The organism is Vibrio sp. 10N.261.51.F12 (assembly GCF_041471725.1).
Classification (GTDB): Bacteria; Pseudomonadota; Gammaproteobacteria; order Enterobacterales; family Vibrionaceae; genus Vibrio.
Genome location: NZ_JBFROV010000005.1, coordinates 54,937 through 77,897, shown reverse-complemented (window position 1 = coordinate 77,897; position 22,961 = coordinate 54,937). Strand labels below are relative to the sequence as shown.

The following is a 22,961-nucleotide window of genomic DNA, read 5'->3' as shown; positions in this document are numbered from 1 at the left end:
GATATGGGTAAGTTAGATATAAGAGAAGCATTAAAAATTAGCATAGCGGTTCCTACTGCCCTGTTAATTGCCTTGTGGCTTGGATGGGAAAAGCCATATTGGGCTGCCGCCACCATCGTCATTCTCGCAACCAATGAATCATTTGGGCATTCAATTAAAACAGGCAAGGAACGCATACTCGGTGCCGCGCTCGGCAGTATACTTGCTGTTATTCTCGTCGCATTGTTCCCACAAAGCCCTATTTACTTTATGGCGACGTTTATCTCGGTATCTTCAATTCTGGTCTATTTATCAGGCTGCCAATATCACGGCTACCTGTTTAAAATGGCGCTGACCGTTTGTACCTTAATCGCGATGGTTGGCGGTCTTGATAACGTGGCAACGTTTCAGATAGCAGTGACTCGTTTACAAGAAACCATACTAGGCGTTCTCGTCTTCACGTTTGTCTACACCTTCTTAGGGCAACAAGAAACCCAGCAGTTGGTCAAAAGTTCGTTTGAAGATGCACTTGAAGCGATACGGAAAAAAATCGTAAGTGCCCGGTACCCTAGTTTCTTCGATAAATCGTCAACAGACATCGAGTTTTCCACGGCAAAAAAACGCCTTATTTCCTTGTTATCTTTACCACTTAACGGAAGCCATGATCTAGCAAGTAACAAGAAAAACTATCAGATTTTGCTTGCTGCGTTGATAGAAAGTGCGGAACGAGAAATAGAATCGTCAGAATCTGAGCAGTTATTGATACACCGCTACTCAACAATAAAGCGCCTTCTCACTCAAAATGCCATAAGCGATTGTTCAAGCAAGACGCTACCAGCCTTATTAGAGCTAACGGAACGTGAAAGTAAAGTGCTCATTAAACAAACTAAGCCAACACTCACTGTATTTACTAATTACCAAGCACGGCTCATGACCGTTCTACAAAACGCATGTATTGTCGCAACAAGTTTTTTGATATGGATACACCTACCGGTACCAGGCGGCACAACGTTCCCAATGTTAGCGTGTGTGCTTGCTAATTCACTGGTTACCATGCCTAAATCCATGATTAAACATGTCATCGGCGGCTTCTTAGTATTTTCGGTCGTCATTTTGATTCAATTTGTATTGATTATGCCAGTACTGACTGAAGCGTGGCAGCTTGCTGCTTTCTATTTCGCTAATTTATTTTGTATTTGGTTAATATGCGACATACTTAAACAACCCTTACAAAAAATGTTAGGTGGGCAACTGCTTGTCGTTTTGACTAATGGAACGTTGCACCTGACTCCAACATACGATATCCAAACACCAATCATCATGATTATTCTTGTGTTCATGTCTCTGGCTATTTGTAAGTTTTTTATAGATTTAATTCAGACCGAGGTATTATTTCCTCATCGAATTATCCCTACATAAAACGAACAAAATAATTCGCAAACGTAAAATAAGACAATAGCATTAATGCCACTACTTGCATAAACCTATATATTTAACATATCATGGGAATTTACAATAACTTACAAACAACCCACGAACGTAACAATCTACAAAAATGACAATCTAAAAAAACAATAATTGATTGCCTGATGCATAAGAGAAAACCTAATTTGCGATGGTTTCGCCCATCAAAAACGATTATTTTAAATATCATGATTACTTTATTATAGGATCCTATAAAGGGAAGGGATCTACAATTAGCAAACAGATTCAACCCTAATAAATTAAAACAAAACACTGATAAAAAGTACTGATGTAGATATGAACATCATTCAGAATTTAACTATAAGGTTATATTAAATTCATCTGATTTTCATTATGTTGCCTAACAAGTATGGCCACTATCACTCTGAAAGACGTCGTGTTCTCGATAACTACTTTGCTCAGTTCAACACTCAACTTTTAATCTAACTCATAATTAAGTAGGCATATTATGAAAGGTATTATCTCCATTCAATCCCATGTGGTTTACGGACGTGCTGGCAACAGCGCTGCAGTCTTTCCGTTGCAACGTTTGGGGTTCGAAGTATGGCCAATCCATACCGTACAATTTTCAAATAACGCACAATACAAACAAGGTTGGACAGGAACCAAATTTAACGCCAGTTTAATCGGTGAATTGACGTTAGGACTCGACCGAATTGGCGCATTAAGTGAATGCCAAGGTGTATTGTCCGGTTATTTAACTAACGGCGCTCAAGCACTTGAGATTAGAAAGTTAGTAAAGCAAGTAAAACGCTCAAACCCAAATGCAATCTACGTTTGCGATCCCGTGATGGGCGGCCCCAACAAAGAAGACGTTATTAGTGATGATGTCACCAATGCTATCATCGAACACCTAACACCGATTGCCGACGTTCTCGTACCCAATCAATTTGAGTTAACGGCCATTACTGGCATTACTATTGAGTCCTTACAAGATGCGATTTCAGCATGCCGAAAAGCATTGACGCTAGGTCCCACAATGGTCGTGGTGAAACACCTTCATAGTATTTCAGACAATGTCTTCACCATGTTATTCGCAATGAAAGACCTATGTTATATGGTTCAAAGGCCTTTCATTGAGTTCGACGAACAACCCGTTGGAGTTGGTGATTTAATCTCCGCACTTTTCACCGCAGGTTTGTTAAGTGGACTAGAAGCGCACAAAGCATTCGAATACGCTAACAATGCTTGCTACGGCATACTAAAAGAAACTCATATACAGAATGTACGAGAGCTTCAAATTGTTTCTGCACAAGATTGCCTCATCGAACCCAAAGACCGCTTTATGGTTCAACGCATCTACTAGATATAATACCTTGTGTTCTCGCAAGGTATTGCTCTTCAAAACAGACGATACGGAATATTCTAAACACGGTTATCGGACCGTTCGTTTTGACTTCTCAAACGCTCATTATGTAGTGAGCACTGCTGCTCACTACTGACTCCTCACTTTAGTTCAAATACATGCCTGATACGTCTCTTCGTAAACAGCGCGTTATCACTCCCCTTTCTGCTAATCTAGAAACAGGCAATTTGAAGGGCTTAATCCTTCAAATACGATTATCACGTTGACCCATACCCACTTATAATCTGACGACCAAGTTAACTACACTTCTTGGTAATGTAATGAATTTTTGTGAATGGACATAACGTTTTGAGCCATGCTCTTGTATTGGGAAAGGATGCCCAATTTTTCTGCTATCATTCCCTCACGAGCGCCGCCAAAGCACCCCGCAGATATCAATCGAGACCGTGTGTTGATGTACCTCATTAAATAATTCTCTGTGGTCGCTTAATCGGAATGTCATGTACTTAACAGCCCTGCTGACCGTCCGTTCATTTCCCTATCAGAGACTACGGTGCCACTCCTTACTCAACATCGCTCAAAGCACACCTTGGCTCACTTTCTATATCCAAAACGCTAGCCACACGATTTACCACTACCATTTATTTATTACAGTCACAGTCACAGTCACAGTCACAGTCACAGTCACAGTCACAGTCACAGGTATAAAAAAGCCGTGCCTTATAATAAGCCACGGCAATAACAACATTGTTTTAAATCAATCCCGGTATAGGAGAGGTTTAACTCAACTAAAAACCTGTCCCAACTTGAAAATAAAGTGTGCCTTCACCTTCGCTGATAGCGTAGTCCATACCGACATTTAATCCATAGCGACGCGCAATGTTGTATCTAAAACCAGCACCATACGCACTTACCGTACTTTCATACAGCGCTTCGGACTCTTCTGCCGCCGACCCGACGCCATAAAAACCAGTTAAAGTCCATCTTGAAGTCATGTGCCACATCGCTTGCGCTTGCAGAGTGCTGACTTCATTGCCTTGATATTTATACGCCGCCACCCCTCGCATATTGATATACGGATTAGACAGTGGAGGCAAAAACGCTTCTTCCGTTTTTAGTGAACTGTACGAGCCTGCAAACCCCAGTGTCAGCGAGTCATTCACGGGCACATATTTGAACGCGTCCACATCCAAAGTGTGATAGTTGTAATCACTACCCAGTGCCTCATCATAAATCATATACTCAGCGACAATCGACGCCCCTTTGGTTGGAAAAAACAAGTTGTTCCTTGTATCCAGTTCCGCTATCACACCAAGAGAAGATACAGTGCTTTGCAATGACGGTGAAATATTGGGGATATCGATAATATGACCTGATAAGTCAACCGACGCACTATTTATACTGGTAGAGAACGTTGACACGCTTTGTGAAACACCCAAAAAAAGCTGAGTTTTGGGTAGCCGGAATTCAACATGTTGTTTTAGTAGAAAACCTTCGCTAGCCGTCGACATTTGCAGTGATGCATCAATAGGCCAGTTATCAGGGGCACGACGAAAAACATCGATATTGGCATGGCCATATCCCATTCCTCCCAAGTATCTAATGCTATCATCATTCCACGTATGACGATGAGCAACCAAAGCCATCCAGGTTCCGTTGTCAGTAACGGCACCACCTGCGACAGTAATCGCGGGCGCTAGTAATTGCGCCCCACCGTCCGGTGAGCTTAAAGCATGTGCTTTTCTATCCTGTTTGTCTTTCTCTGATTCATGGAGAAACATGCCTAAAAACCCGCCCCCGACCCCTACTGCAGGTTCAGTGATCAGTATTGGTATCGGCATAAAGCCGTATGCATTATTGGCCAAGTAGTCGCCCATATCAAATTGGCCGTCAATCGGGTCTAAAAAATTTGCAAACGTTGGTGTAGAAAACAGACCAATTATAGTAAATAAAAAAAGTTGATGATGTTTAATAGGCATAATATTGTCTTGCGTAAAAAAGCTCGATTAATATTGAAAATTTTCTTTTCTTGAATATTAATCGAGCTAAAATTAAAGTGTTTGTTCTTTCATATATAAAAGAATTAATCGTTATTGAGGAACTTCTTTAGTCCAAAGATTTAAACCTTGTGCTTTCCTATAACCATAGTTGTACAGGTTAACCATATACTCAGCATCAAACATTTTTTTGCTCTGTTTGTGCGCTTTAAACTCAGGATCCACATAAGTAAAATCTATATCTAAATCACTTTCTTTACTCATATAGAGCATTCGATACATATCTCCACGAGTTTGTTGTAACGTCAAACTCGTGATGCTTCGAGTTAATAAGTCGACCCCCTTATCGGCAACGCGTTGATATGAGCTTTTCAACGTCCCGTTTCTGATTACATGGACCTGTGGCTTATTTTTTAGCCCCATCGCCTTGCTCATTTGTCCATAGTCGTAATTCGCTGGGTCAAAGAACATTTGGTAGGTTAACCCGCCATCAACGTGTAACTCTTCCAGCGTCTCACCTTCGTAATTTACCGAAATAAATTGTGGTGGAAAAACGCCGGGTATCGACGCACTTGCTGCCAGTATTTGATGAATGAGATCCGCCTTGTTTTCAAGGTTGCTGTCAGCTATTTGGCCAATATTCCATACCGATTGCTGACCAGAATCAAAATGTGTTGTGCCAATGAAAAGACGCTTGCCTTGTCTATGTCGCTCCGCCATACGCTCAATCATTTCGGAGTCATAGATCTCTTGCATTAATAACAACAAACTCTGGCCATTGGTAAAGGCATCTTTGAACAACGTATTAAGGAAGTTCTTTTTCCCCAACACTCTGTCATCATCTAACCCCAGCATGACTTCTTTAAGTTGGTGAATATCCTCGCCTCCCGTATAGACAAACGGAGCGATGAGTGCGCCAGCGCTTATGCCTGTAATGATTGAATAATCAGGGAGTTCACCAGCATCGTATAAACCATTTATCACGCCGGCACCAAATGCGCCATTCGCCCCTCCGCCAGAAAGCGCCAAGATGTTTAAGCGGTCACCATTTACCGTAATCACAGGTGAATGCGCGACATCAGAGGTAAGAAAGTCGGGTTTTTCACCACCCCAAAATCGAACCGGTTCTTCTAAATTTAGTTTTTCTGTCCCACTAACGGTAACGAGTTGATAATTTTCTTTAGTAACACGCTCATCAAAAGCGTGATGTGTTGAACATGCAGACAGCAATACTGACAGCACAACGATGCCAAATTTGGTTTTCATAATAGAACTCAAACAAAATAATATAAATAAGATTAAGAAACAGACGAGTTAATCCAACTAGAATCGATAACCCAAGTTAACGGTTAGCGCATTTCTTGTTTCGCCTCGGTTATATAACATCGTTAAATTATAGTGCTTGCCTATTTGCTTATTGAAACCGACGAGGTAAGCCCACTGATTTAGATTCACACCTACGTCATAATCAAATTCTTTTTCGCCAATAACGGGAATATCGACCATACCTAGGTTACCGCTCATGCGTGGTTTTAATGCTTGATACTCAGCACCAATAAATATTTGCGCTCGATAGTCAAGTAGCTGATAACCTAACATCGGTTGGACCGTTACAATACCATCCCCCCAATCAGCATTATTGTTACCCTTAAGTCTAGTCAGCGAGTATGTACCCGTTACTGAAGCGAAAAATTCTTTATAGCCCATCGACAATGTCGTACCAGCGCCGATTAAGTCGTACCGAAGATGAAGCGGCACATCAAATTGCACCGATGGCAAGTCAGGCAAAGGCCAAGGAGTATCCAGTCCTTTAAATGTCGCATCAATGACTGCATTTACATCGATTTGTCCTACGTACCCAAACACATTCCAAAAAGGTAGAATATTGACATCACCCCGAATCGTTAGAGACTCCGCCGTCACATGTGCTATTGTTTGTTCGGGATCAAAAAATTCATTGAGCCCCATCCCCATAATATTAAAATCAGTAAAATTAAAGTCCATATCTTGATTACGATAAGCGATTGAAATACCAAACGGTAGTGGTACATCAATACCCTGACGTCTTACCATATCAGCCATTAGCGGGAAGGTACGGTCCAACTCTACGTATTCTTCTCTCATACGTGGATCCGAAACTTTAGTGAGCAGTGCTTCATCCTTCACTACGGCCCCCAAGTTATCGTCGTAATAAACGACCGGGGTTAAATCAATTTCAATTTTCGCCGCTTTTTTCTTATGTTTACCAATCGCTGTTATTTTTTTATCTTTAATCACCGTGCGCCCGTTAAGCAAGGTAGCAAAAAACGTCGTCTGTTGATAAGTCTCAATCGAGTATTTATCCTGCATAAACGGCTGGCGATTAGTCACAATTAAAGATACGGGTTGGCCATCGGTTAACAACAACTTGCCTTGCATGAATCTAAAATACGCCAAATCTTGTGGCAACGTATATTTTGAATAATCAAACGTTATTTCAAGGTCACCATTACCAATATCTTTAATTTTCACCGACTCTTTATCATACATTTCAGCGTATTGGCGCATTTGATATTCGGCCTTTGTAATAGATTCAATGTTCTCTAACAAATCTTCATTTTCGTTCACATTATCTGGGTTATATTTAATTCGTAAATCAATATTCCCTTTTTTATCCGTAGTCTGAACAAGGAAAACTTCTGATTCGCGAACTTTATCACCAATCGTTACTTTTTTTCGCGCATGTTCAACAAAGTGTAACTCCTGTACCATCGCGCTAATTCCCAACTTTGGTAGATACTTAGGAACCCCATATTCTTCCATCGTTGCTGGCTTTGATGGTAAAGCGTCAACATTTTCAGCATCGGTATTCGCAATAACTGCACCAGAAAAAGCCAAAGGGAAAATAGAAATAAGAGTGCGAGTCATTTTATTTTTAAGCTTGAACATTTAATTACCTTAATTAACGGAAGTCAAAACTATAAGTCCGTTAGTTAATTATTTTACGATATACAATTCCTTGTATCCGTAATTATAAATAAAGTGTTATCTTGGCGCGCTAAAACTGCATTAATAAAATGAAACGCACACAAACAAGTAACCACTTCGTTGTTGGGCATATAATATGCTTGATACCCAAAAGTGGTGAATCGCGTTTGTAGGATGTAACCCTCATGACTATACTCGTTCATGTTCGGTTCGCAGTGTTGATCATCTTGACTACATGTTATCTTGTTGACAATTATGCGGCTGATCGACACATTACAGGATTGGGAACAAACACTATGAATTTTAGCATTGAGCAGTTAAACAGCTTCGTGGCAGTCTATGAACAAGGATCATTTAGCAAAGCAGCGGTTCAACTCGACAAGCACCGAACCACTATCGGGCAAGTCATCAATAACCTTGAGGATGAATTGGCGGTTGAGCTGTTCCAAAGAATAGGCCGAACAGCCAAACCTACTGAAGATGCTAAGCTTCTTTATTCCTACGCAAAGCTCGTTGTAGAACAAGCTCGCTCATTCGATAAAGTGGCGCTTAGCCTATCTTTTGGTGAGCTAGAAAGCATTAATATTGCTTATAATAGCTTTATTCCACCCAGTGCAATCCGTGCAATTCGAGTCCGATTACTCGAACTTCATCCCACAATGAAAGTGAATTTCTCGGTAAAAAGTCGGCAAGAGATTCGTGATGGTATTTTGGCGGATGAAATTCAGTTCGGGCTTATCAATGCGGACGACCGACGCATGATTAGTAGCATCCAATCGACCTTGATTAATAACCTCACTTTCAGCATCTATACCTCAGAAGACAGCGACATAGTCAAAGCGCCTAAATCCGAACGCTGGGGTTTACTCAAAACGAAGAAACAACTGATTATAAAAAGCCTACTTGATGACAAAATGGGAGAAAAAATTATTATGTCTGCGGATCATGAGTATGTTGATCAGCTTACTGTCGCGATGGAACTCGTTCAACACAATGTTGGCTGGGCAATGCTACCCAGAGCTATTACTTACACCGACTTTGATGGCCACGGGCTTGTTGAAATTGAAACCGACGTAGTAAGAGAGCCTTTTCGAGTCCCTGTGGCGATTTGCTCCCCTCATTCCAAGCAGCTAAGCACATTACATAGCGAGATTGCCAGCGCATTAGTCAGTTATGTAGAGCGCGTGAACAAAAATGCAGGCCTAAGCTAATTTTAAGCTTGCATGTACCGTTTGCGAGGCTTTAGTCCTCCATAAGCGATTGTCTTTATTTTATTTGTCCGATTATTATCCTTTCGAGTTCTACACCACATTTTCGAAAGGATACCCATGAACAAACTACTTTTTTCGGCCATGATCGCAAGTGCCTCTGCCAGTGTATTTGCACAACCACACCTTAGCGCTGAGCAAAATCTCGATATCATTAATGAAGAAATGAGCCACCTTGAGCAACAAACTGCTGATGTTGGCCTTTTCATTGTTACGGAACAATCAGCAAACTTCGAAACGATCCAATATGTCGGTACATTAGAAGAAAACTTCAGTGAACGATACATTTCGTCAGTTCAAGCTAAAGAAATGAACTTGGAAAAAATCAAAAAGTTCCATGTTTACAGCGCGATCAATCCAAATCAAATTAGCAAAAACATTATTAAGCACATCGAACGTGATCAACCTAAATATTTCTCGGTCGACTTCTATCAAAACACGGTCGGTAATTCAGATATGGTTGAGTTTGTCGCGAAAGTGATCGAATACAAGTAACCACCCTGCCCTACGATGTAATAGAGCCTGTTTCTGTATTAGAAACAGGCTAAATAGTCATGATAAGAAAACAATTTTCACTTTTCATCAGCATACTAATAACGCCGTTCACTTTAGCTCAGTCCACTGATAGTACGACATTAACTGGACAACTTTCTGACCAGTTTATTAAAGGCGAACATCTTTATTGCGAGTATAAATATGAATTCGAGGTTTTTTATGTCGTAAAACGACATATTGAAACCTGTTCACCAACTGCTATTGGTGATGTCGTCGCTAAGAAAAAGGTTAAAAAACCGACACTCAAAGTACCACGTGTGTGGAAGGACGTTCGGTAGCACTTTGGGAGCGATGTTTTGCCACCGTTTAATCAAAAATCACACCTCATTGAATGGACTCAATTACTAGGAAAGCCAATGAATTTAATGAGCTCTATTCTTCAGAAAACAAACCGTCAATTAATCACGGTATTATTTCTCTTCGCTTTAATCTCAGGTTGTGCCACCCATCAGCCGCAGGTAGACAATAATTTTGAAAGTGATTGGCAATATCAGACCTTCCACGGAGAAGTGTCATTAATTTCTTCTGCGCCTCAGGCGTTTGCACAACGTTTAGCCCTTGTTCGTACCGCGCAAAAATCAATCGACATCGAATATTTTTCGTGGACTAAGGACGTATCAGGTTTAATGCTAATGGACGCATTAACACAAGCGGCAAAGCGCGGAGTAAAGGTACGAATTATCCTTGATGATTTACTCATATTTAACGAAACATGGCTGGCGTCCGCTAACCAAACCCCCAATCTCGACATCCGTATTTTCAACCCTTTTAAGTCGAGAAAAACAAACTGGTTAGGTCGGTCGTTTGATTATCAAAGCAACAAAGCACAACTCAACCACCGTCTACATGAAAAATACTTCAACATCGATGGCGAGGTGCTGATTCTAGGGGGGCGCAACATTGGTGATGATTACTTTAGTTTCAAACCTAAAAATAATTTTTTCGATTTAGATACCCTAATTAAGGGCCAAGTCATTAACCCTTTCGAAGAAAACTTTTTGGCATTGTGGGAGAACGACTTAGTCACACCGATAGAAGCACTAATAACATCAAAAAAACAAAATAGTGACGAATTGACTCAAGCGGTCACCAAGTCAGTGGAACAAAATCAGGCATTGGTCACCCGTATTGAATCTGAAGTCAATGCGCTTGATGACGCTATTTACGTCCCGGCCAAAATCACCCCTATTTTTGACTCGGTAGACAAGGTCGGCACCTCCATGCCTTACTTCAAAAAGCGCTTAGAACATTTTGTTTATCGCTATCCAAGTAAAAAAGAGGAGTTGATTATTTCGACCCCCTATTTGATACCGCATAATGATGGGTTTAAGGTCATCCCTGATTTTATTAATCATGGTGCCGATGTCACGCTGTTTACCAATTCAGCCGCATCAAACGACTCACCATTTGTACCTGCTTATTACGCGCAGCATCGTCAGGGGTTGCTTGATTTAGGTGTTAATATTTATGAATATGACACCGACGCGACCCATCGCGACAACTATCATTCTGCTAGCGGACACTTCCACAATAAAGCGTTTATCTTGGACAGCATTTTGAGTTACGTCGGTTCGTCAAATTTCGATCCTCGCTCAGATTTTCTTAACCTTGAGTTTGGAATAGTCATTGAAAGCGAAGCGTTTGCCGAACAATTAAAGCGTTACTTGTTCTCCGAAGACCATTCTTATTATTGGCATGTTCAACAAGATAAAAACGACACATCATGGGAAAGCGATATACAAAAAATCACCAAAGAACCTGGTACAACGCTACTAAGCCCAGTAAGCAACGCCCTATTTCGAAGCTTAAACATTGAATCTGAACTTTAATCTATCTGAGTGATTTCACTTCTTATGGCTTTGCTGACGTTCACCTAGAGTAGGAGGTACGTAATAAGCACCTTCAATAGATGGACAACTTGTGCGCCACTTCTTTATTGCATCGCTTCACCGCAACGTGTCTTTGCCAGTAGGTACTCCTGCCAAGTCCTGGGTCCTAGCTCCTAGCTCCTAGCTCCTAGCTCCTAGCTCCTAGCTCCTAGCTCCTAAAGAAAATTAGCATTTGTGGCTTGTTGTTCAAACAAACGAACATTACTGAGCGTCACATCCGCAATGTTCGCTAACGCATCTTGAGTCAAAAATGCTTGATGACCCGTAAATATCACATTATGACAAGCTGACAAGCGGCGGAAAATATCGTCTACTATCACGTCATTTGAGTTGTCTTGGAAAAATAGCTCTTTTTCATTGTCGTAAACATCAAGACCTAATGCCCCTATCTTGCCTTGTTTTAGGGCCTCAATAGCGGCACTCGAATCCAGTAACTCCCCGCGACTGGTGTTGATTAACATCACGCCTTTTTTCATTTTACTAAACGCGGTTTCATCAAGAAGGTGATAATTCTCAGGCGTCATCGGACAATGCAGAGAAATGACATCAGATTTCGAAAACAGCGTATCGAGATCCACATAGGTTGCGCCAAGATCGGTAACCAGCGGATTAGGATAAGGGTCGAAACACAGGACATTCATACCAAGGCCACGAAGAATTCGAATAGTCGCTAAGCCTATTTTTCCCGTACCGACGATACCCGCAGTCTTACCATGAAAATTAAAGCCAACTAATCCTTCAAGATTAAAATTAGCGTCGCGAGTACGCTGATACGCCTTATGAAAACGACGATTCAAGGTCATCATCAGTCCCACAGCATGCTCAGCAATGGCTTCTGGTGAGTAGGCAGGCACTCGCGCGACTTGAATACCCAGCGCTTTTGCTGCTTCAACGTCAACATTATTGAAACCGGCACATCGCATAACAATGAGCTTCACACCTCTTACTGATAGGTGCTCTAATACCGGCTTGGACAAGTCATCATTGACGAAGGCGCAAACAACCTCACATCCTTTTGCTAGCTTTGCGGTTTTCTCAGTTAAGCGGAAATCGTAAAAGTGAAAGGTCATCTGACTTGTGTCATTTGAGCGATTAAAAGACTGCTCATCGTATGATTTAGTACTAAAGAATGCGACGTTCAACATAATGACTCCTAACTAGAACATAGGCATTTGTTATATCAGACATTTAGCAATTAAAACACTGATAACCTGCAGGGGCATAATGCAAATGGTAAATAGTCACCATTTGGCCATTTGATATTTTGAGTACGACCGCCATAAAAAAGCCCAAGCGACTAGGCTTGGGCTTGGGTTTAGCATTGATGGCTGATGGCGACTATACGATCGCCATATTCACGTTTCTAACTTTCTGTTTCAATGCGGGCAACAACGTCGAGCTGGCACTGAATTTCCTCAGACCAAAACTAAGCAGTAACTCTGTTGCAGTCACATCTCCCGCCATTTCACCGCACATACTGACCGGAATACCGGCTCTGTTAGCCGCCTCGATCGTTATTTTTATGGCATTAAGGACCGCCGGTTCAAAGTAATTCACCAACTCAGCAACATCGCTATTGCCTCGATCTGCGGCCATAACATATTGAGTTAAATCGTTGGTGCCAATCGAGAAGAAATCCACTTCTTTTGCTAATGCATCTGCATTAAATACCGCAGCCGGTACCTCAATCATAATGCCAACTGGTAGCGCGTTGCCTACAATATGAAGTTGCTCTTGTACTCGATTAATCAGCGCTTTGACGCGATGAATTTCACCAACCGTCGCTATCATCGGAATCATCAACTGTATATTGGATTGCTCAGCATGAGCACGGAGCACGGCTCTTAATTGGGTTTCAAAAAGCGCTTCATGTGTTAAGCATAAACGCACGCCTCGAAGTCCCAAAAATGGGTTCTCTTCTTGTGGCATTGGGTACGCGGCTAATGGTTTATCTCCACCAACATCGAGGCTGCGGATTGTGATTGGTTTATCGCCAAATGATTGCGCGATATCTCGGTAAATTTGGAACTGTTCGTCTTCTGTTGGCAGTGCATCACTTGCCTGAAATAGAAACTCAGTTCTAAATAAACCCACACCTTCCGCACCATTCTCTAGTGCTTGTGCCACATCTTCAGGACCGCCAATATTGGCCAGAGCTTGAATCGCGGTACCGTCTTGAGTGGCCGCTGCTTCAAGTGCATTCTTTAACGCGGCCTCTTGCTTGGCAAGCCATTCTTGACGTTTATTGTTTAGTTCTTCTTGTATCGATGTGGAAGGCGTGACCCACAACAAACCACTAAAGCCATCAACGGTCACCTGGGCACCGGTTTTTACTTGGTCCGTGCAGCCTGTCGCTTTAACAATGGCAGGGATACCCATCGCACGCGCTAGAATGGCGCTGTGCGACGTTTTTCCGCCTTCACTTAAACAAATTGCTAGCACTTTCGACTTGTCTAATCCTGCTACATCAGATGGCATCAGATCTCGAGCTAACAAGATACTCGGTTCACTTATAGTGAGCGCTTTTGGTACTGCTCCCGTGAGCGCAATCATGACTTGTCGAGCAATATCATAAACATCAGCTTCACGCTCACGCATATAATCACTTTCAGCGCGTTTATACTGCAGTGCCAATTCAGTAGTCACATCACACCATGCTCGCTCTGCAATGTTGCCCTCTAGAATCAATCGCTCGGCATGAAGATGTAACTCGGGATCATCGAGCATCATGGCATGTGCAGCAAATATTTCACCATGTGGTAGCTTAGCTTGCTGCTCTAAGTGTTGCTTGACCGAAGACATTGCATTGTTTAGCTTAGACTGCTCACCTTCCGCCCCAATAAAAGCACGCGTCGGAACATCCGGCACTTCTTGAGCAAAGAGCACAGCGGGCGCAGTGACAATGCCACCATTTACGCTAAGCCCTACAATGGCTCCTTCAATGTCTTGCTGAGATTGCTCAGCAACATCATCGTCATGGTGCTCGTTTGCCACCATTGGCGTCGGGTTATTCACCGCTTCAGCCTCACCAAAGTGTTGCTGTGCAAGCAAAGTAAAGGCATCAATCGCCAGCTGTGCGTCATCACCAGACGCAAACAGCGTCATACTTTCATCACATCGAACACCAAGCTTAGCGATACTATTTAGACTTTTCGCATTCGCTTTTTTGCCTTCTTTATCTAGCTGAAGGTCACCACTAAAACTGGCAAGGCAGCCAACAATTGCAGCAGCCGGACGCGCGTGAATACCATGAGGGTTCTTAACAAGCCATTTAAACGATAATACTTCGCCTTCATGGGATAGACAGTCCATCTCTGTGATTTTACTCGTCGCCGCTTCTTCTCCTAAATGTTCTTTCTTAACATCTAATGCGTTCGTGGCTTCTGCAATAACGTCATGAATAGAAAGCCCAGCAGCGGCGGCAACACTTGCTGCCATCGTTCCCTCAACAATCGGTGCCGAGACCAACACCACTTTATCGCGAATGTCATCATCGAGGAGCTCCAGCGCCATTTCTGTACTCAGTAATGCGCTCCCTAAGTCCATCAATACAATCGCGCCGCCGTCGTCACACACTTCTTCAATGGCGCCCATGACAGCAATCGCGTCAGTACCAATTGGGTTTTCAGGATCATCGATCCCTGCTGCTATCGCTAGATTCGCTTTGCCTTGCGTCATTTGAGTGGCCAATTCGGCCACTCCTTCAGCTAACAGGCGGCTATGCGATACGACTACAATGCCTACCATGCTTTATTTCCCTGCTATTGCCTGTCTTAGCGCTTTAATCATTAGAAGTGACGATGTCGCGCCAGGGTCTTGATGACCTATACTGCGTTCGCCAAGGTAACTTGCACGTCCTTTTCTGGCTTGCATCTCAATAGTTGAAACCACACTTTTCTCTGCAAGCAACACCATCTCGTCCAATAGATGGTCAGGGCTTACCCCTTCTTCTAAAGACGCTTTAGTACCATTAAGCACAGGCAACCAAACATCACACATGGTTTTGTCACCTTGCTCCGCTTTACCACGTGAAATCACGCCATCAACGCCACTTTTTAGATCATCAATCAATTCTTGAAAAGTAAGGGATTCTCGACTGCCAACTGAGGCTGCCGTGCGAATAAACAGAGTACCGTATAGAGGGCCACTGGCACCGCCAACGCTAGAAAGAAGCGTCATACCGGTATTTTTCAATATTGCGCCGATGTTTTGTTTTTCAACTTTTGGCAGTGTTTCTTTAACCTTCTTAAAACCACGATTCATATTAAGACCATGGTCAGCATCACCGATATCACGATCAAGATCCGTTAAGAAATCTTGGTTCTCTTCGTATGACACCGCACAAAGCTCAAGCCAGTTTAAAATGTGTTGTTTTTCAATTTGCATAATTTGACCTCGAATTACCACTTAATCGCCGCTGTATCAACCGGAGCATCAAACAGTTCTAGCATTTCGGAATCTGCTTTAAGCAGCGTAATAGATACCCCTTCCATATTGAGCGAGGTGCAATAGTTACCCACCATGTTGCGCGCAATATTAAAGCCTGCCTTTTCACAGTTTTGCGCCAAGCGACGATACACACCGTACAACTCAGATTCCGGCGTTGCTCCAAGGCCATTTACAATGGCGATATACTCTTGATTCGCTTCAAAATCTTCAATTTTTGATGATGTTTCATCCCATTGACCTTCGACACGGTTCCACAAACGCAAAGTGCGGCTGTATCCGTCATTTTCAGACAGCTCAACAAACATTTTGTCGACAAGCTCGTCAGCGTTGGTAAATTTAATACGCTCGATGCCTGGCTCACCATGGATGCCTACACCAAATTCAACTTCATCATCCGCCAGTGTGAATGATGGCTTACCAGCGGCAGGTACAACGCACGCATCTAACGCCACCCCAAACGAACGGCAACGATTGTTTATCCGAGTCGCTAGCGCTTCACATTGCTCTAGTGAGTAACCTTTGGCTGCAGCTGCGCCCACAATTTTTTCAACGAGGACCGTACCAGCGACGCCACGTCGACCTGCGGTGTACAAGCTATCTTTTACCGCAACATCATCATCGATCAGTACTGAACCGACTTTAATACCATCGAAATGCAGTAGTTCAACAGCGGTTTCAAAGTTAAGAACATCACCGGTGTAGTTCTTGATAAAAAACAACACGCCCTCACCCGTATTCACCTGGTTACCACATTCATACATTTGGTCCGGTGTTGGCGAAGTGAACACCTCACCTGGACAAGCCCCCGTCAGCATACCTTTGCCAATGAAGCCCGCATGTAATGGTTCATGACCACAACCGCCGCCTGAAACAAGGGCAACTTGACCCGGAGTTTCTTCATGCCACATATAACGCGGCTCGTAATTCACTTTAAGTTCAGGGCGAGAAGCGGCAAGACCTTCCATCTGCTCTCTAACAACGTCTTCGACACTATTAATTAATTTTTTCATCTTTTGTTTCTCTTATATTTTTATGTTCGTTAATTGGATACTGGTAACTTTTCATCCATCATAAAAATAAATGGCTACTCGACAATAAAAAACAAACCGTTCCAAAATGGAACAAATAACAAAATCAAACGTTCCAAAATGAAACGTAACTTTCAGTAAAATGACGCTTTGGTGATCTCACCCTGCATAATTGCCAAATCCAATTCTCGTACGAAACGCGCTTTGTTAGCCACGTCAAACAATCGGATCTCACTTTGGTAAATGCTTTCGATAATGCACTGCCCCTCTTTAAGATGAAGCCAACGTTGAAACAAAAATAACTATTAACTTAAAATAAAAGGTCTAGAAAAATGGACAAGATTATTATTAGCCCAAGTAAGTATGTTCAAGGTGAAAACGTATTAGGCTCTATTGCGACATATGTCAAAGCCCTCGGCGCAAACCCTCTAGCGATTGCCGATGAGTTCGTAACAGGCCTAGTCGGCGACACAGTAAAAGATAGCTTTATTAATGAAGACATGCCGCTTGCGATGGACATATTTAATGGTGAGTGCTCACGCTTAGAAATTGACCGCCTAACGGATATCTGCGCAACACAGAAAAATGATGTCATCATCGGCATTGGTGGTGGTAAAACGCTTGATACTGCGAAATCTGTTGCTTTCTATACGAAGATTCCTGTGGTTGTGGTCCCTACTATTGCCTCTACCGACGCTCCAACAAGTGCGCTTGCTGTTATCTACACCCCAGAAGGCGAGTTTGCAGAATATCTGCTGTTCCCACAAAACCCAGATATGGTCGTAATGGATACGAAAGTCATTGCTGGTGCACCGGTAAGGCTGTTGGTATCTGGTATGGGTGACGCGCTTTCTACGTACTTTGAAGCCCGTGCAAACATGACATCAGGAAAACCAACGATGGCAGGTGGCGCGCCGACCCGCTCTGCACAAGCGCTCGCAAAACTGTGTTATGAGACGTTGCTTGAAGATGGTGTGAAAGCAAAAATCGCAGTAGAAAATGGCGTAAGTACAACCGCCGTAGAAAACATCATCGAAGCGAACACATACCTTAGTGGCATCGGGTTTGAAAGTAGTGGTCTCGCCGCAGCGCATGCCATCCATAATGGTTTAACCAAATTAGAAGAATGCCATCACTTGTACCATGGTGAAAAAGTGGCATTCGGAACCCTCGTTCAACTAGTGTTAGAAAATGCGCCAATGGAAGAAATCCAAACCGTGCTCACTTTCTGTCGCGAAGTGGGATTACCTACCAACTTGTTTGATATGGGTGTCAAAGAGATCAACAAAGAGAAACTATTTGAAGTTGCTGAAGGTGCGACCGCAGAAGGTGAAACCATTCATAATATGCCGTTCCCAGTCACCGCAGATAGCGTATTTGCCGCTATTTTGACTGCGCATCAATTAGGCCAATAGTACCACTCATAATAATGTCTTAATTGGCGTCAACGCCCAAAAGACAAGGTCAGCATTATGCTGGCCTTTTTTGTGCCGTTAAATAATGTTTGTCCAAACAATACCCAACCAATGCACACATTAGATATATTATAAATACAATATTTAAGCACAGCTATTGATTCACCAAGGAAATAAAAACTTACAATTATTAAACATTAATTTCAATTAAATCTCTTTTATCATCTTAATAATGATTTGGATTAATTTTCCTCCACTTAATAACTAGTAATGTTGTTTTACAATGATGAAGTTAGAGCTGAGTTTGTGCTCGAAATATAAATGAACACCGCATTAATTTATCCGTAAAGAACGTGGTAATAACGCTCATCATTGATTAAGAACAACTAATTTATATAATAAAAACTAAGGACAGCATAATGAAACTAGTCTCAACACTAGCAGTAGGTACATTAGCGTTATTCCCTCTCTTTTCACTGGCAGAGCACACCGTAATAGATGGCCTCGAATTTGGTCCTCTCGCACAACTCGTGGGGACTTGGAAAACCGTCGACACCGGGGTTGATCTCTCTCCCGCTCAAGCCGGCACAGAGCAGGGAAAAGGCGCACCCGCAATTACTCCTTTTTACGAAGTCATGACTTTTGAAGTGGCCGCTGACGCAGTCAATGCGAGTGAACAAACACTGGTGGCGCTCTACTACAAACAAGAAGTCTTTAGAAAAGCTGATGACTCTAAATTTCATGATCAACGCGGTTACTTCATATACGATCAAGAAAATCAGGTCGTTTATAACTCTTTCTGTGTGCCAAGAACCACTTGTGTCACCGCAGAAGGACCGGCAGGCAATAACATGACACTGACCATGTCAGACCGTGGTGTTGCTGAGTCTAATTTTATGCAACAAAAAGCAAGCACAACAGGGTTTACCATGAACCTTAACATAGAGGGTGATACACTGACGTACTCTCAATCCACCATGTTGAAGATCTACGACGGCGAATTTGCCCACACTGACTCTTCTGTGCTTGAACGTGTAAAAGCCAATAATTAGCGTACGATAGAGACCTAATTGTATCTTACACATATAGAGAGCGAGGGAATGGCAGATTGTGTGGCATCCCTCGTCATCAGTACTGATGTAAGTCGAAAGCCTCTCATTGGCACGTTATGAATAGAGACTTTTCATCCGCAGTCGACCAACCTAAAGACCATTTAACAAATGATGACAATACAACCTTGTTGCGTTGTTATCCTTTATTCTGACTTAAGTGATATCAATTCATCCTATGAACGAAAAACAAAAGATGCTGTCTGGTGTTAATTATGACCCTAGTGAACAAGCACTAAAATCCGAGCGTACGAACGCCAAGTTATTGTGTTTTAAATTAAACCAGAGCCACCCTGACGATCCCACAATTCCTGATACCATCAATTCACTATTGGGCTATGAGACCGATGCCGATCTCAACGTGCCATTTCATTGTGATTATGGTTACAACATTAAAGTCGGCAAAGGGTTTTATGCCAACCACGGCTGCACATTTCTTGATTGCAACACGATTACCGCAGGTGACAATTGCCTTCTTGGCCCAGGCGTTATTCTCGCGACCGCGATACACCCTCTTGACGCAAAAGAACGCGCTTCCGGTATTGAATCAGCATTGCCGATAACACTTGGTCATGACGTTTGGCTTGGCGCCAATGTCACGGTCTGTCCAGGCGTAACCATTGGAAACAATGTCGTTGTTGGCGCTGGTAGCGTCGTAGTAAAGGATTTACCCTCTAACACAGTGTGTGTGGGCAACCCTGCCAAAGTCATTCGCAGCAACTGATCGTCGAGGCACCGATACAAATCGATCCAGTGACTGATGTTAAACATTCAGCATCAGTCGATGGTTATACACCCAGTATAATTATAATAACGCTCTTTACGCTAAGCCTAACGCTGTCAGCATCAACGATGCCTATTTGCACTAACGGCGTTCTTGTCTATTCTTGTCATCGTCATTAGCGCAGAGAAAATTGCAGATCAACCCTTTAACGTGCCGTGTCTTCAAGCCCATATTTTTGAATCTTTCTCCATAATGTCGTGCGACCAATATCCAATGCTTTGGCCATATCTTGCATTTTTCCGTCGTATACTTTCCAAGCTTGAATGATGGCTTTTTTTTCTACGTCTTCCAATGTAAGTATCGATTTTCCATCTCGACTGCCTTCGTCGCTTAAATTGTGCTTAATCTCTTCCGGAATATCACTCAGGGTAATCAAGTTGCCATTGCGATTGAGAAGGATCCGTTCCATTCGGCTTTTTAATTCAGAATTATTACCCGCCCAGCTGAATTTGACTAACGCGTCCATCACGGTTTTTTCAATCGATACCGCCACATTGTGACGCTTTTCATAATTGTGAATAATCACCATAATAAGATGTTCAATATCTTCTTTACGTTTTCTCAACGGCGGTATTGATAGCTCATTCGATGACAGTTCATAATACAGCTGTCGCCCGAAAGATCGCCGGGCAACATACTCACTAATATCCGACGACGTGCTGGTAATAAGTTGAAAGCTTACCGGTATTAACCGTGCACTATCACAACGGCTCACTAAACCCGTTTTTAGTAGTTTCAGCAATACAGATTGCAACTCTGGGCTCAGATATTCGATCTTTTCTAAATACAACGTTCCGTTATGTGCTAACTCAAACTTAGAAGGCAAGCCCTGACCATCTTCGTCATCAAAACCAAGCATTTCTTTGACCATGGCTTCGGATGTCAAAGAGCGGCAATTCAGCGTGATAAATGGGCCGTTTTTTGCGTTACTTTCGTTGTGAATCGCCATAGCAAGATCGGACTTCCCTACCCCTTCTTCGCCATTGATTAAGATAGGTGCTTTTGACTTAACGGCACGTTTAGCAATCGTTAACACATGCTTCATTCCGCGAGACTGAGCATTAATGTTGGCAAATGTATACTTAGCATTTCCCCCTATCTGTTGTTGCGCGAGCTCTCTAATTTTATCGATAGGATGAATGAATAATAGATTTGAGCCATCAACCAACGGTTTCAACGTCACAATCGACTCGATAAACTCACCATTTACCTCAACGATGGTTTGTTTACGCCTAATCATGCTGTGTGTTTCTATACTTCTTTGAATATTTGGTGCAAAACGAACCACCGAAAAGATGTCTTTATCGATAATGTCTAAGGTTTTGAAATTGAGCAATTCCTCGGCTTGGTGATTAGCCATCGTGATCCGATTATCTTCATTCCAAGACAATAACCCGTCATCCATACACTCCAATGTAGCATTGTAAGCATTGAGTAACCGGTTCATTGTCTCTTGCTCATTTTGAACGTGGATCTGAAGCGCAATCTCTTTCGCACAAGACGCAATAATGACGTGGTTTTCTTTTGTGTACTCGGTGGCTTTTTTGAATAACGAGATGGTTCCTCGTAAGCGACCAAACGTATCGAATATGGGTGCGGCGGTGGTTGCGTAACAATGCAAATGACGGTTGAAATGCTCTGCCGCAAATACTTCTGTCGGTAAATGTGTGTTAAGTGTCAAACTGATCGCGTTGGTACCAATTTTCCCTTCTGAAAAAAAACAGCCTTTCTTAAAACCCAACGCACTGACTTCACGCAACAAAGCATCATGCCCGACAGTAAATAACACGCAGCCGCTATCGTCCGTCACAAATAGAACCAGTTCTTCGCTTCGCAGTAAGTCGTAGGTGTCTTCTATCACTGTGGTGGCTGAGGTAATAACACGCTCATTTCTCTTAATCAGAGATTTAAGCGTATAGCCAGAAGCAATATGCGGTTTGGACCAGTTGTAAGGGCTCGACTGTTTAGCGCATCTTTCCCAAGATTCCAGGATCGGCGACAGCATAAAGTCAGGTGATACCCAGTGATGCTTTTGAAAAAAGTCCCACTTCTTTTTATTGTCTTCAATCGACAGCATAGATAAACCAATTTAGGCGCCGTTGCAGACGCTCAGTGTTGCGGACCGACTATGATACCGCGACATTTCGGCCGCTAGAGTGATCCTATTCACACTGACAAACTCAATATTAAACTAATCGATACATCACTGATCTGGGTTGGTGTTTTGATGATTTGTGAAAGAAACATTCAGCCAAACACGGTTATCTCATCCACCAAAACCATTGTTCACCGCGCACAAAGTTTACGGAAATACATTGAAGAGGAGCCGCTGGCTAAAAGCAAGCGATGAGCAATAGGACGATCACGGTTAACGTCGTAAGTTGGACGTCTGAAGTTAGAGGTTAGAGGTTAGAGGTTAGATGTTAGATGTTAGATGTTAGATGTTAGAAAAATACTATCAATAACGGACGCACATCCTTTGTGCGCTGCTTTCCGGTACAGTGAGTGGTTAAATCCACGCCAGAGAAAGCAATAATAGTGGGACAGCAACCAAAGATGCCATTTTCATCAATGACAATACTTCACGTAAGACGATTTTAGTTTTTGAATCAATCAGTTGAATTGGTTGTTGTAGCGTTGCGGTGTTATTCATGTCAGATGCCTTTGGTACGTTGAGTAAAATTGACTAATCAATGTGATTTATATCGCAATTTTGCATCTTTACGTGAC

General features: G+C 42.6%; 17 protein-coding genes. 8 read left to right on the top strand and 9 right to left on the bottom strand.

Features of this window, described 5'->3' with window-relative positions; genetic code table 11:
- Positions 1–3: 3 nt before the first annotated feature.
- Both AB4405_RS02960 and pdxY read left to right on the top strand, forming a co-directional pair.
- Positions 4–1,398: an FUSC family protein gene (locus tag AB4405_RS02960; protein ID WP_372059565.1), complete on the top strand. Its 1,395-nt coding sequence runs from the start codon at positions 4–6 to the stop codon at positions 1,396–1,398.
- A gap of 514 nt (positions 1,399–1,912) precedes the next feature.
- Positions 1,913–2,770, top strand: a complete 858-nt coding sequence (pdxY, locus tag AB4405_RS02955; RefSeq protein WP_372059564.1) for a pyridoxal kinase PdxY — start codon at positions 1,913–1,915, stop codon at positions 2,768–2,770.
- Between the two features lie 788 nt (positions 2,771–3,558).
- On the opposite strand, the gene AB4405_RS02950 is transcribed toward pdxY, so the two are convergent.
- The 3 genes from AB4405_RS02950 to AB4405_RS02940 all read right to left on the bottom strand — a co-directional run bounded on the left by AB4405_RS02950 (position 3,559) and on the right by AB4405_RS02940 (position 7,695).
- Positions 3,559–4,749 (bottom strand): BamA/TamA family outer membrane protein, encoded by a 1,191-nt coding sequence (locus tag AB4405_RS02950; protein ID WP_372059563.1) that lies wholly within the window; start codon positions 4,747–4,749, stop codon positions 3,559–3,561.
- Positions 4,750–4,860: 111 nt separating this feature from the next.
- A complete protein-coding gene (locus AB4405_RS02945; protein ID WP_372059562.1) occupies positions 4,861–6,033 on the bottom strand; it encodes a patatin-like phospholipase family protein in 1,173 nt (390 codons plus the stop codon).
- A gap of 57 nt (positions 6,034–6,090) precedes the next feature.
- Positions 6,091–7,695: a hypothetical protein gene (locus AB4405_RS02940; RefSeq protein WP_372059561.1), complete on the bottom strand. Its 1,605-nt coding sequence runs from the start codon at positions 7,693–7,695 to the stop codon at positions 6,091–6,093.
- A gap of 335 nt (positions 7,696–8,030) precedes the next feature.
- On the opposite strand from AB4405_RS02940, the gene AB4405_RS02935 reads away from it, so the two are divergent.
- From AB4405_RS02935 to AB4405_RS02925, 3 genes are all read left to right on the top strand, one after another.
- Positions 8,031–8,945 carry a LysR family transcriptional regulator gene (locus AB4405_RS02935; RefSeq protein ID WP_372059560.1) on the top strand — a complete coding sequence of 305 codons (915 nt, stop codon included), beginning with the start codon at positions 8,031–8,033 and terminating at the stop codon, positions 8,943–8,945.
- Positions 8,946–9,062: 117 nt separating this feature from the next.
- A complete protein-coding gene (locus AB4405_RS02930; RefSeq protein WP_372059559.1) occupies positions 9,063–9,497 on the top strand; it encodes a hypothetical protein in 435 nt (144 codons plus the stop codon).
- Between the two features lie 416 nt (positions 9,498–9,913).
- Complete coding sequence (locus AB4405_RS02925) at positions 9,914–11,386, top strand: phosphatidylserine/phosphatidylglycerophosphate/cardiolipin synthase family protein (protein ID WP_372059558.1); 1,473 nt, start codon at positions 9,914–9,916, stop codon at positions 11,384–11,386.
- A 215-nt stretch (positions 11,387–11,601) separates the two neighbouring features.
- Here the strand turns inward: AB4405_RS02925 and AB4405_RS02920 are convergent, their stop codons facing one another.
- The 4 genes from AB4405_RS02920 to dhaK form a co-directional block, all read right to left on the bottom strand.
- Positions 11,602–12,591 (bottom strand): 2-hydroxyacid dehydrogenase, encoded by a 990-nt coding sequence (locus AB4405_RS02920; RefSeq protein ID WP_372059557.1) that lies wholly within the window; start codon positions 12,589–12,591, stop codon positions 11,602–11,604.
- A gap of 193 nt (positions 12,592–12,784) precedes the next feature.
- Positions 12,785–15,193 (bottom strand): phosphoenolpyruvate--protein phosphotransferase, encoded by a 2,409-nt coding sequence (ptsP, locus tag AB4405_RS02915; RefSeq protein WP_372059556.1) that lies wholly within the window; start codon positions 15,191–15,193, stop codon positions 12,785–12,787.
- Positions 15,194–15,196: 3 nt separating this feature from the next.
- On the bottom strand, positions 15,197–15,832 hold the full coding sequence (gene dhaL / locus AB4405_RS02910; protein WP_102469248.1) for a dihydroxyacetone kinase subunit DhaL: 636 nt from the start codon (positions 15,830–15,832) through the stop codon (positions 15,197–15,199).
- A 14-nt stretch (positions 15,833–15,846) separates the two neighbouring features.
- A complete protein-coding gene (gene dhaK, locus AB4405_RS02905; protein ID WP_102469249.1) occupies positions 15,847–16,905 on the bottom strand; it encodes a dihydroxyacetone kinase subunit DhaK in 1,059 nt (352 codons plus the stop codon).
- Positions 16,906–17,255: 350 nt separating this feature from the next.
- On the opposite strand from dhaK, the gene AB4405_RS02900 reads away from it, so the two are divergent.
- From AB4405_RS02900 to AB4405_RS02890, 3 genes are all read left to right on the top strand, one after another.
- A complete protein-coding gene (locus AB4405_RS02900; protein ID WP_372059555.1) occupies positions 17,256–18,338 on the top strand; it encodes a glycerol dehydrogenase in 1,083 nt (360 codons plus the stop codon).
- Between the two features lie 419 nt (positions 18,339–18,757).
- On the top strand, positions 18,758–19,390 hold the full coding sequence (locus tag AB4405_RS02895; protein WP_372059554.1) for a heme-binding beta-barrel domain-containing protein: 633 nt from the start codon (positions 18,758–18,760) through the stop codon (positions 19,388–19,390).
- 235 nt (positions 19,391–19,625) lie between these two features.
- Positions 19,626–20,171, top strand: a complete 546-nt coding sequence (locus AB4405_RS02890) for a sugar O-acetyltransferase (protein WP_372059553.1) — start codon at positions 19,626–19,628, stop codon at positions 20,169–20,171.
- 205 nt (positions 20,172–20,376) lie between these two features.
- Here the strand turns inward: AB4405_RS02890 and dhaR are convergent, their stop codons facing one another.
- Positions 20,377–22,308 (bottom strand): dihydroxyacetone kinase operon transcriptional regulator DhaR, encoded by a 1,932-nt coding sequence (gene dhaR, locus AB4405_RS02885; protein ID WP_372059552.1) that lies wholly within the window; start codon positions 22,306–22,308, stop codon positions 20,377–20,379.
- A gap of 432 nt (positions 22,309–22,740) precedes the next feature.
- Positions 22,741–22,884: a hypothetical protein gene (locus tag AB4405_RS02880; protein ID WP_198593059.1), complete on the bottom strand. Its 144-nt coding sequence runs from the start codon at positions 22,882–22,884 to the stop codon at positions 22,741–22,743.
- Positions 22,885–22,961: the final 77 nt, after the last annotated feature.

Coding starts and splice junctions, on each gene's coding strand:
- dhaR (WP_372059552.1), bottom strand. CDS start 22,308: ATGCTGTCGATTGAAGACAATAAAAAGAAGTGGGACTTTTTTCAAAAG.
- pdxY (WP_372059564.1), top strand. CDS start 1,913: ATGAAAGGTATTATCTCCATTCAATCCCATGTGGTTTACGGACGTGCT.
- AB4405_RS02895 (WP_372059554.1), top strand. CDS start 18,758: ATGAAACTAGTCTCAACACTAGCAGTAGGTACATTAGCGTTATTCCCT.
- AB4405_RS02890 (WP_372059553.1), top strand. CDS start 19,626: ATGAACGAAAAACAAAAGATGCTGTCTGGTGTTAATTATGACCCTAGT.
- AB4405_RS02945 (WP_372059562.1), bottom strand. CDS start 6,033: ATGAAAACCAAATTTGGCATCGTTGTGCTGTCAGTATTGCTGTCTGCA.
- AB4405_RS02880 (WP_198593059.1), bottom strand. CDS start 22,884: ATGAATAACACCGCAACGCTACAACAACCAATTCAACTGATTGATTCA.
- AB4405_RS02940 (WP_372059561.1), bottom strand. CDS start 7,695: ATGTTCAAGCTTAAAAATAAAATGACTCGCACTCTTATTTCTATTTTC.
- AB4405_RS02925 (WP_372059558.1), top strand. CDS start 9,914: ATGAATTTAATGAGCTCTATTCTTCAGAAAACAAACCGTCAATTAATC.
- dhaK (WP_102469249.1), bottom strand. CDS start 16,905: ATGAAAAAATTAATTAATAGTGTCGAAGACGTTGTTAGAGAGCAGATG.
- dhaL (WP_102469248.1), bottom strand. CDS start 15,832: ATGCAAATTGAAAAACAACACATTTTAAACTGGCTTGAGCTTTGTGCG.
- AB4405_RS02935 (WP_372059560.1), top strand. CDS start 8,031: ATGAATTTTAGCATTGAGCAGTTAAACAGCTTCGTGGCAGTCTATGAA.
- AB4405_RS02950 (WP_372059563.1), bottom strand. CDS start 4,749: ATGCCTATTAAACATCATCAACTTTTTTTATTTACTATAATTGGTCTG.
- AB4405_RS02930 (WP_372059559.1), top strand. CDS start 9,063: ATGAACAAACTACTTTTTTCGGCCATGATCGCAAGTGCCTCTGCCAGT.
- AB4405_RS02960 (WP_372059565.1), top strand. CDS start 4: ATGGGTAAGTTAGATATAAGAGAAGCATTAAAAATTAGCATAGCGGTT.
- AB4405_RS02920 (WP_372059557.1), bottom strand. CDS start 12,591: ATGTTGAACGTCGCATTCTTTAGTACTAAATCATACGATGAGCAGTCT.
- AB4405_RS02900 (WP_372059555.1), top strand. CDS start 17,256: ATGGACAAGATTATTATTAGCCCAAGTAAGTATGTTCAAGGTGAAAAC.
- ptsP (WP_372059556.1), bottom strand. CDS start 15,193: ATGGTAGGCATTGTAGTCGTATCGCATAGCCGCCTGTTAGCTGAAGGA.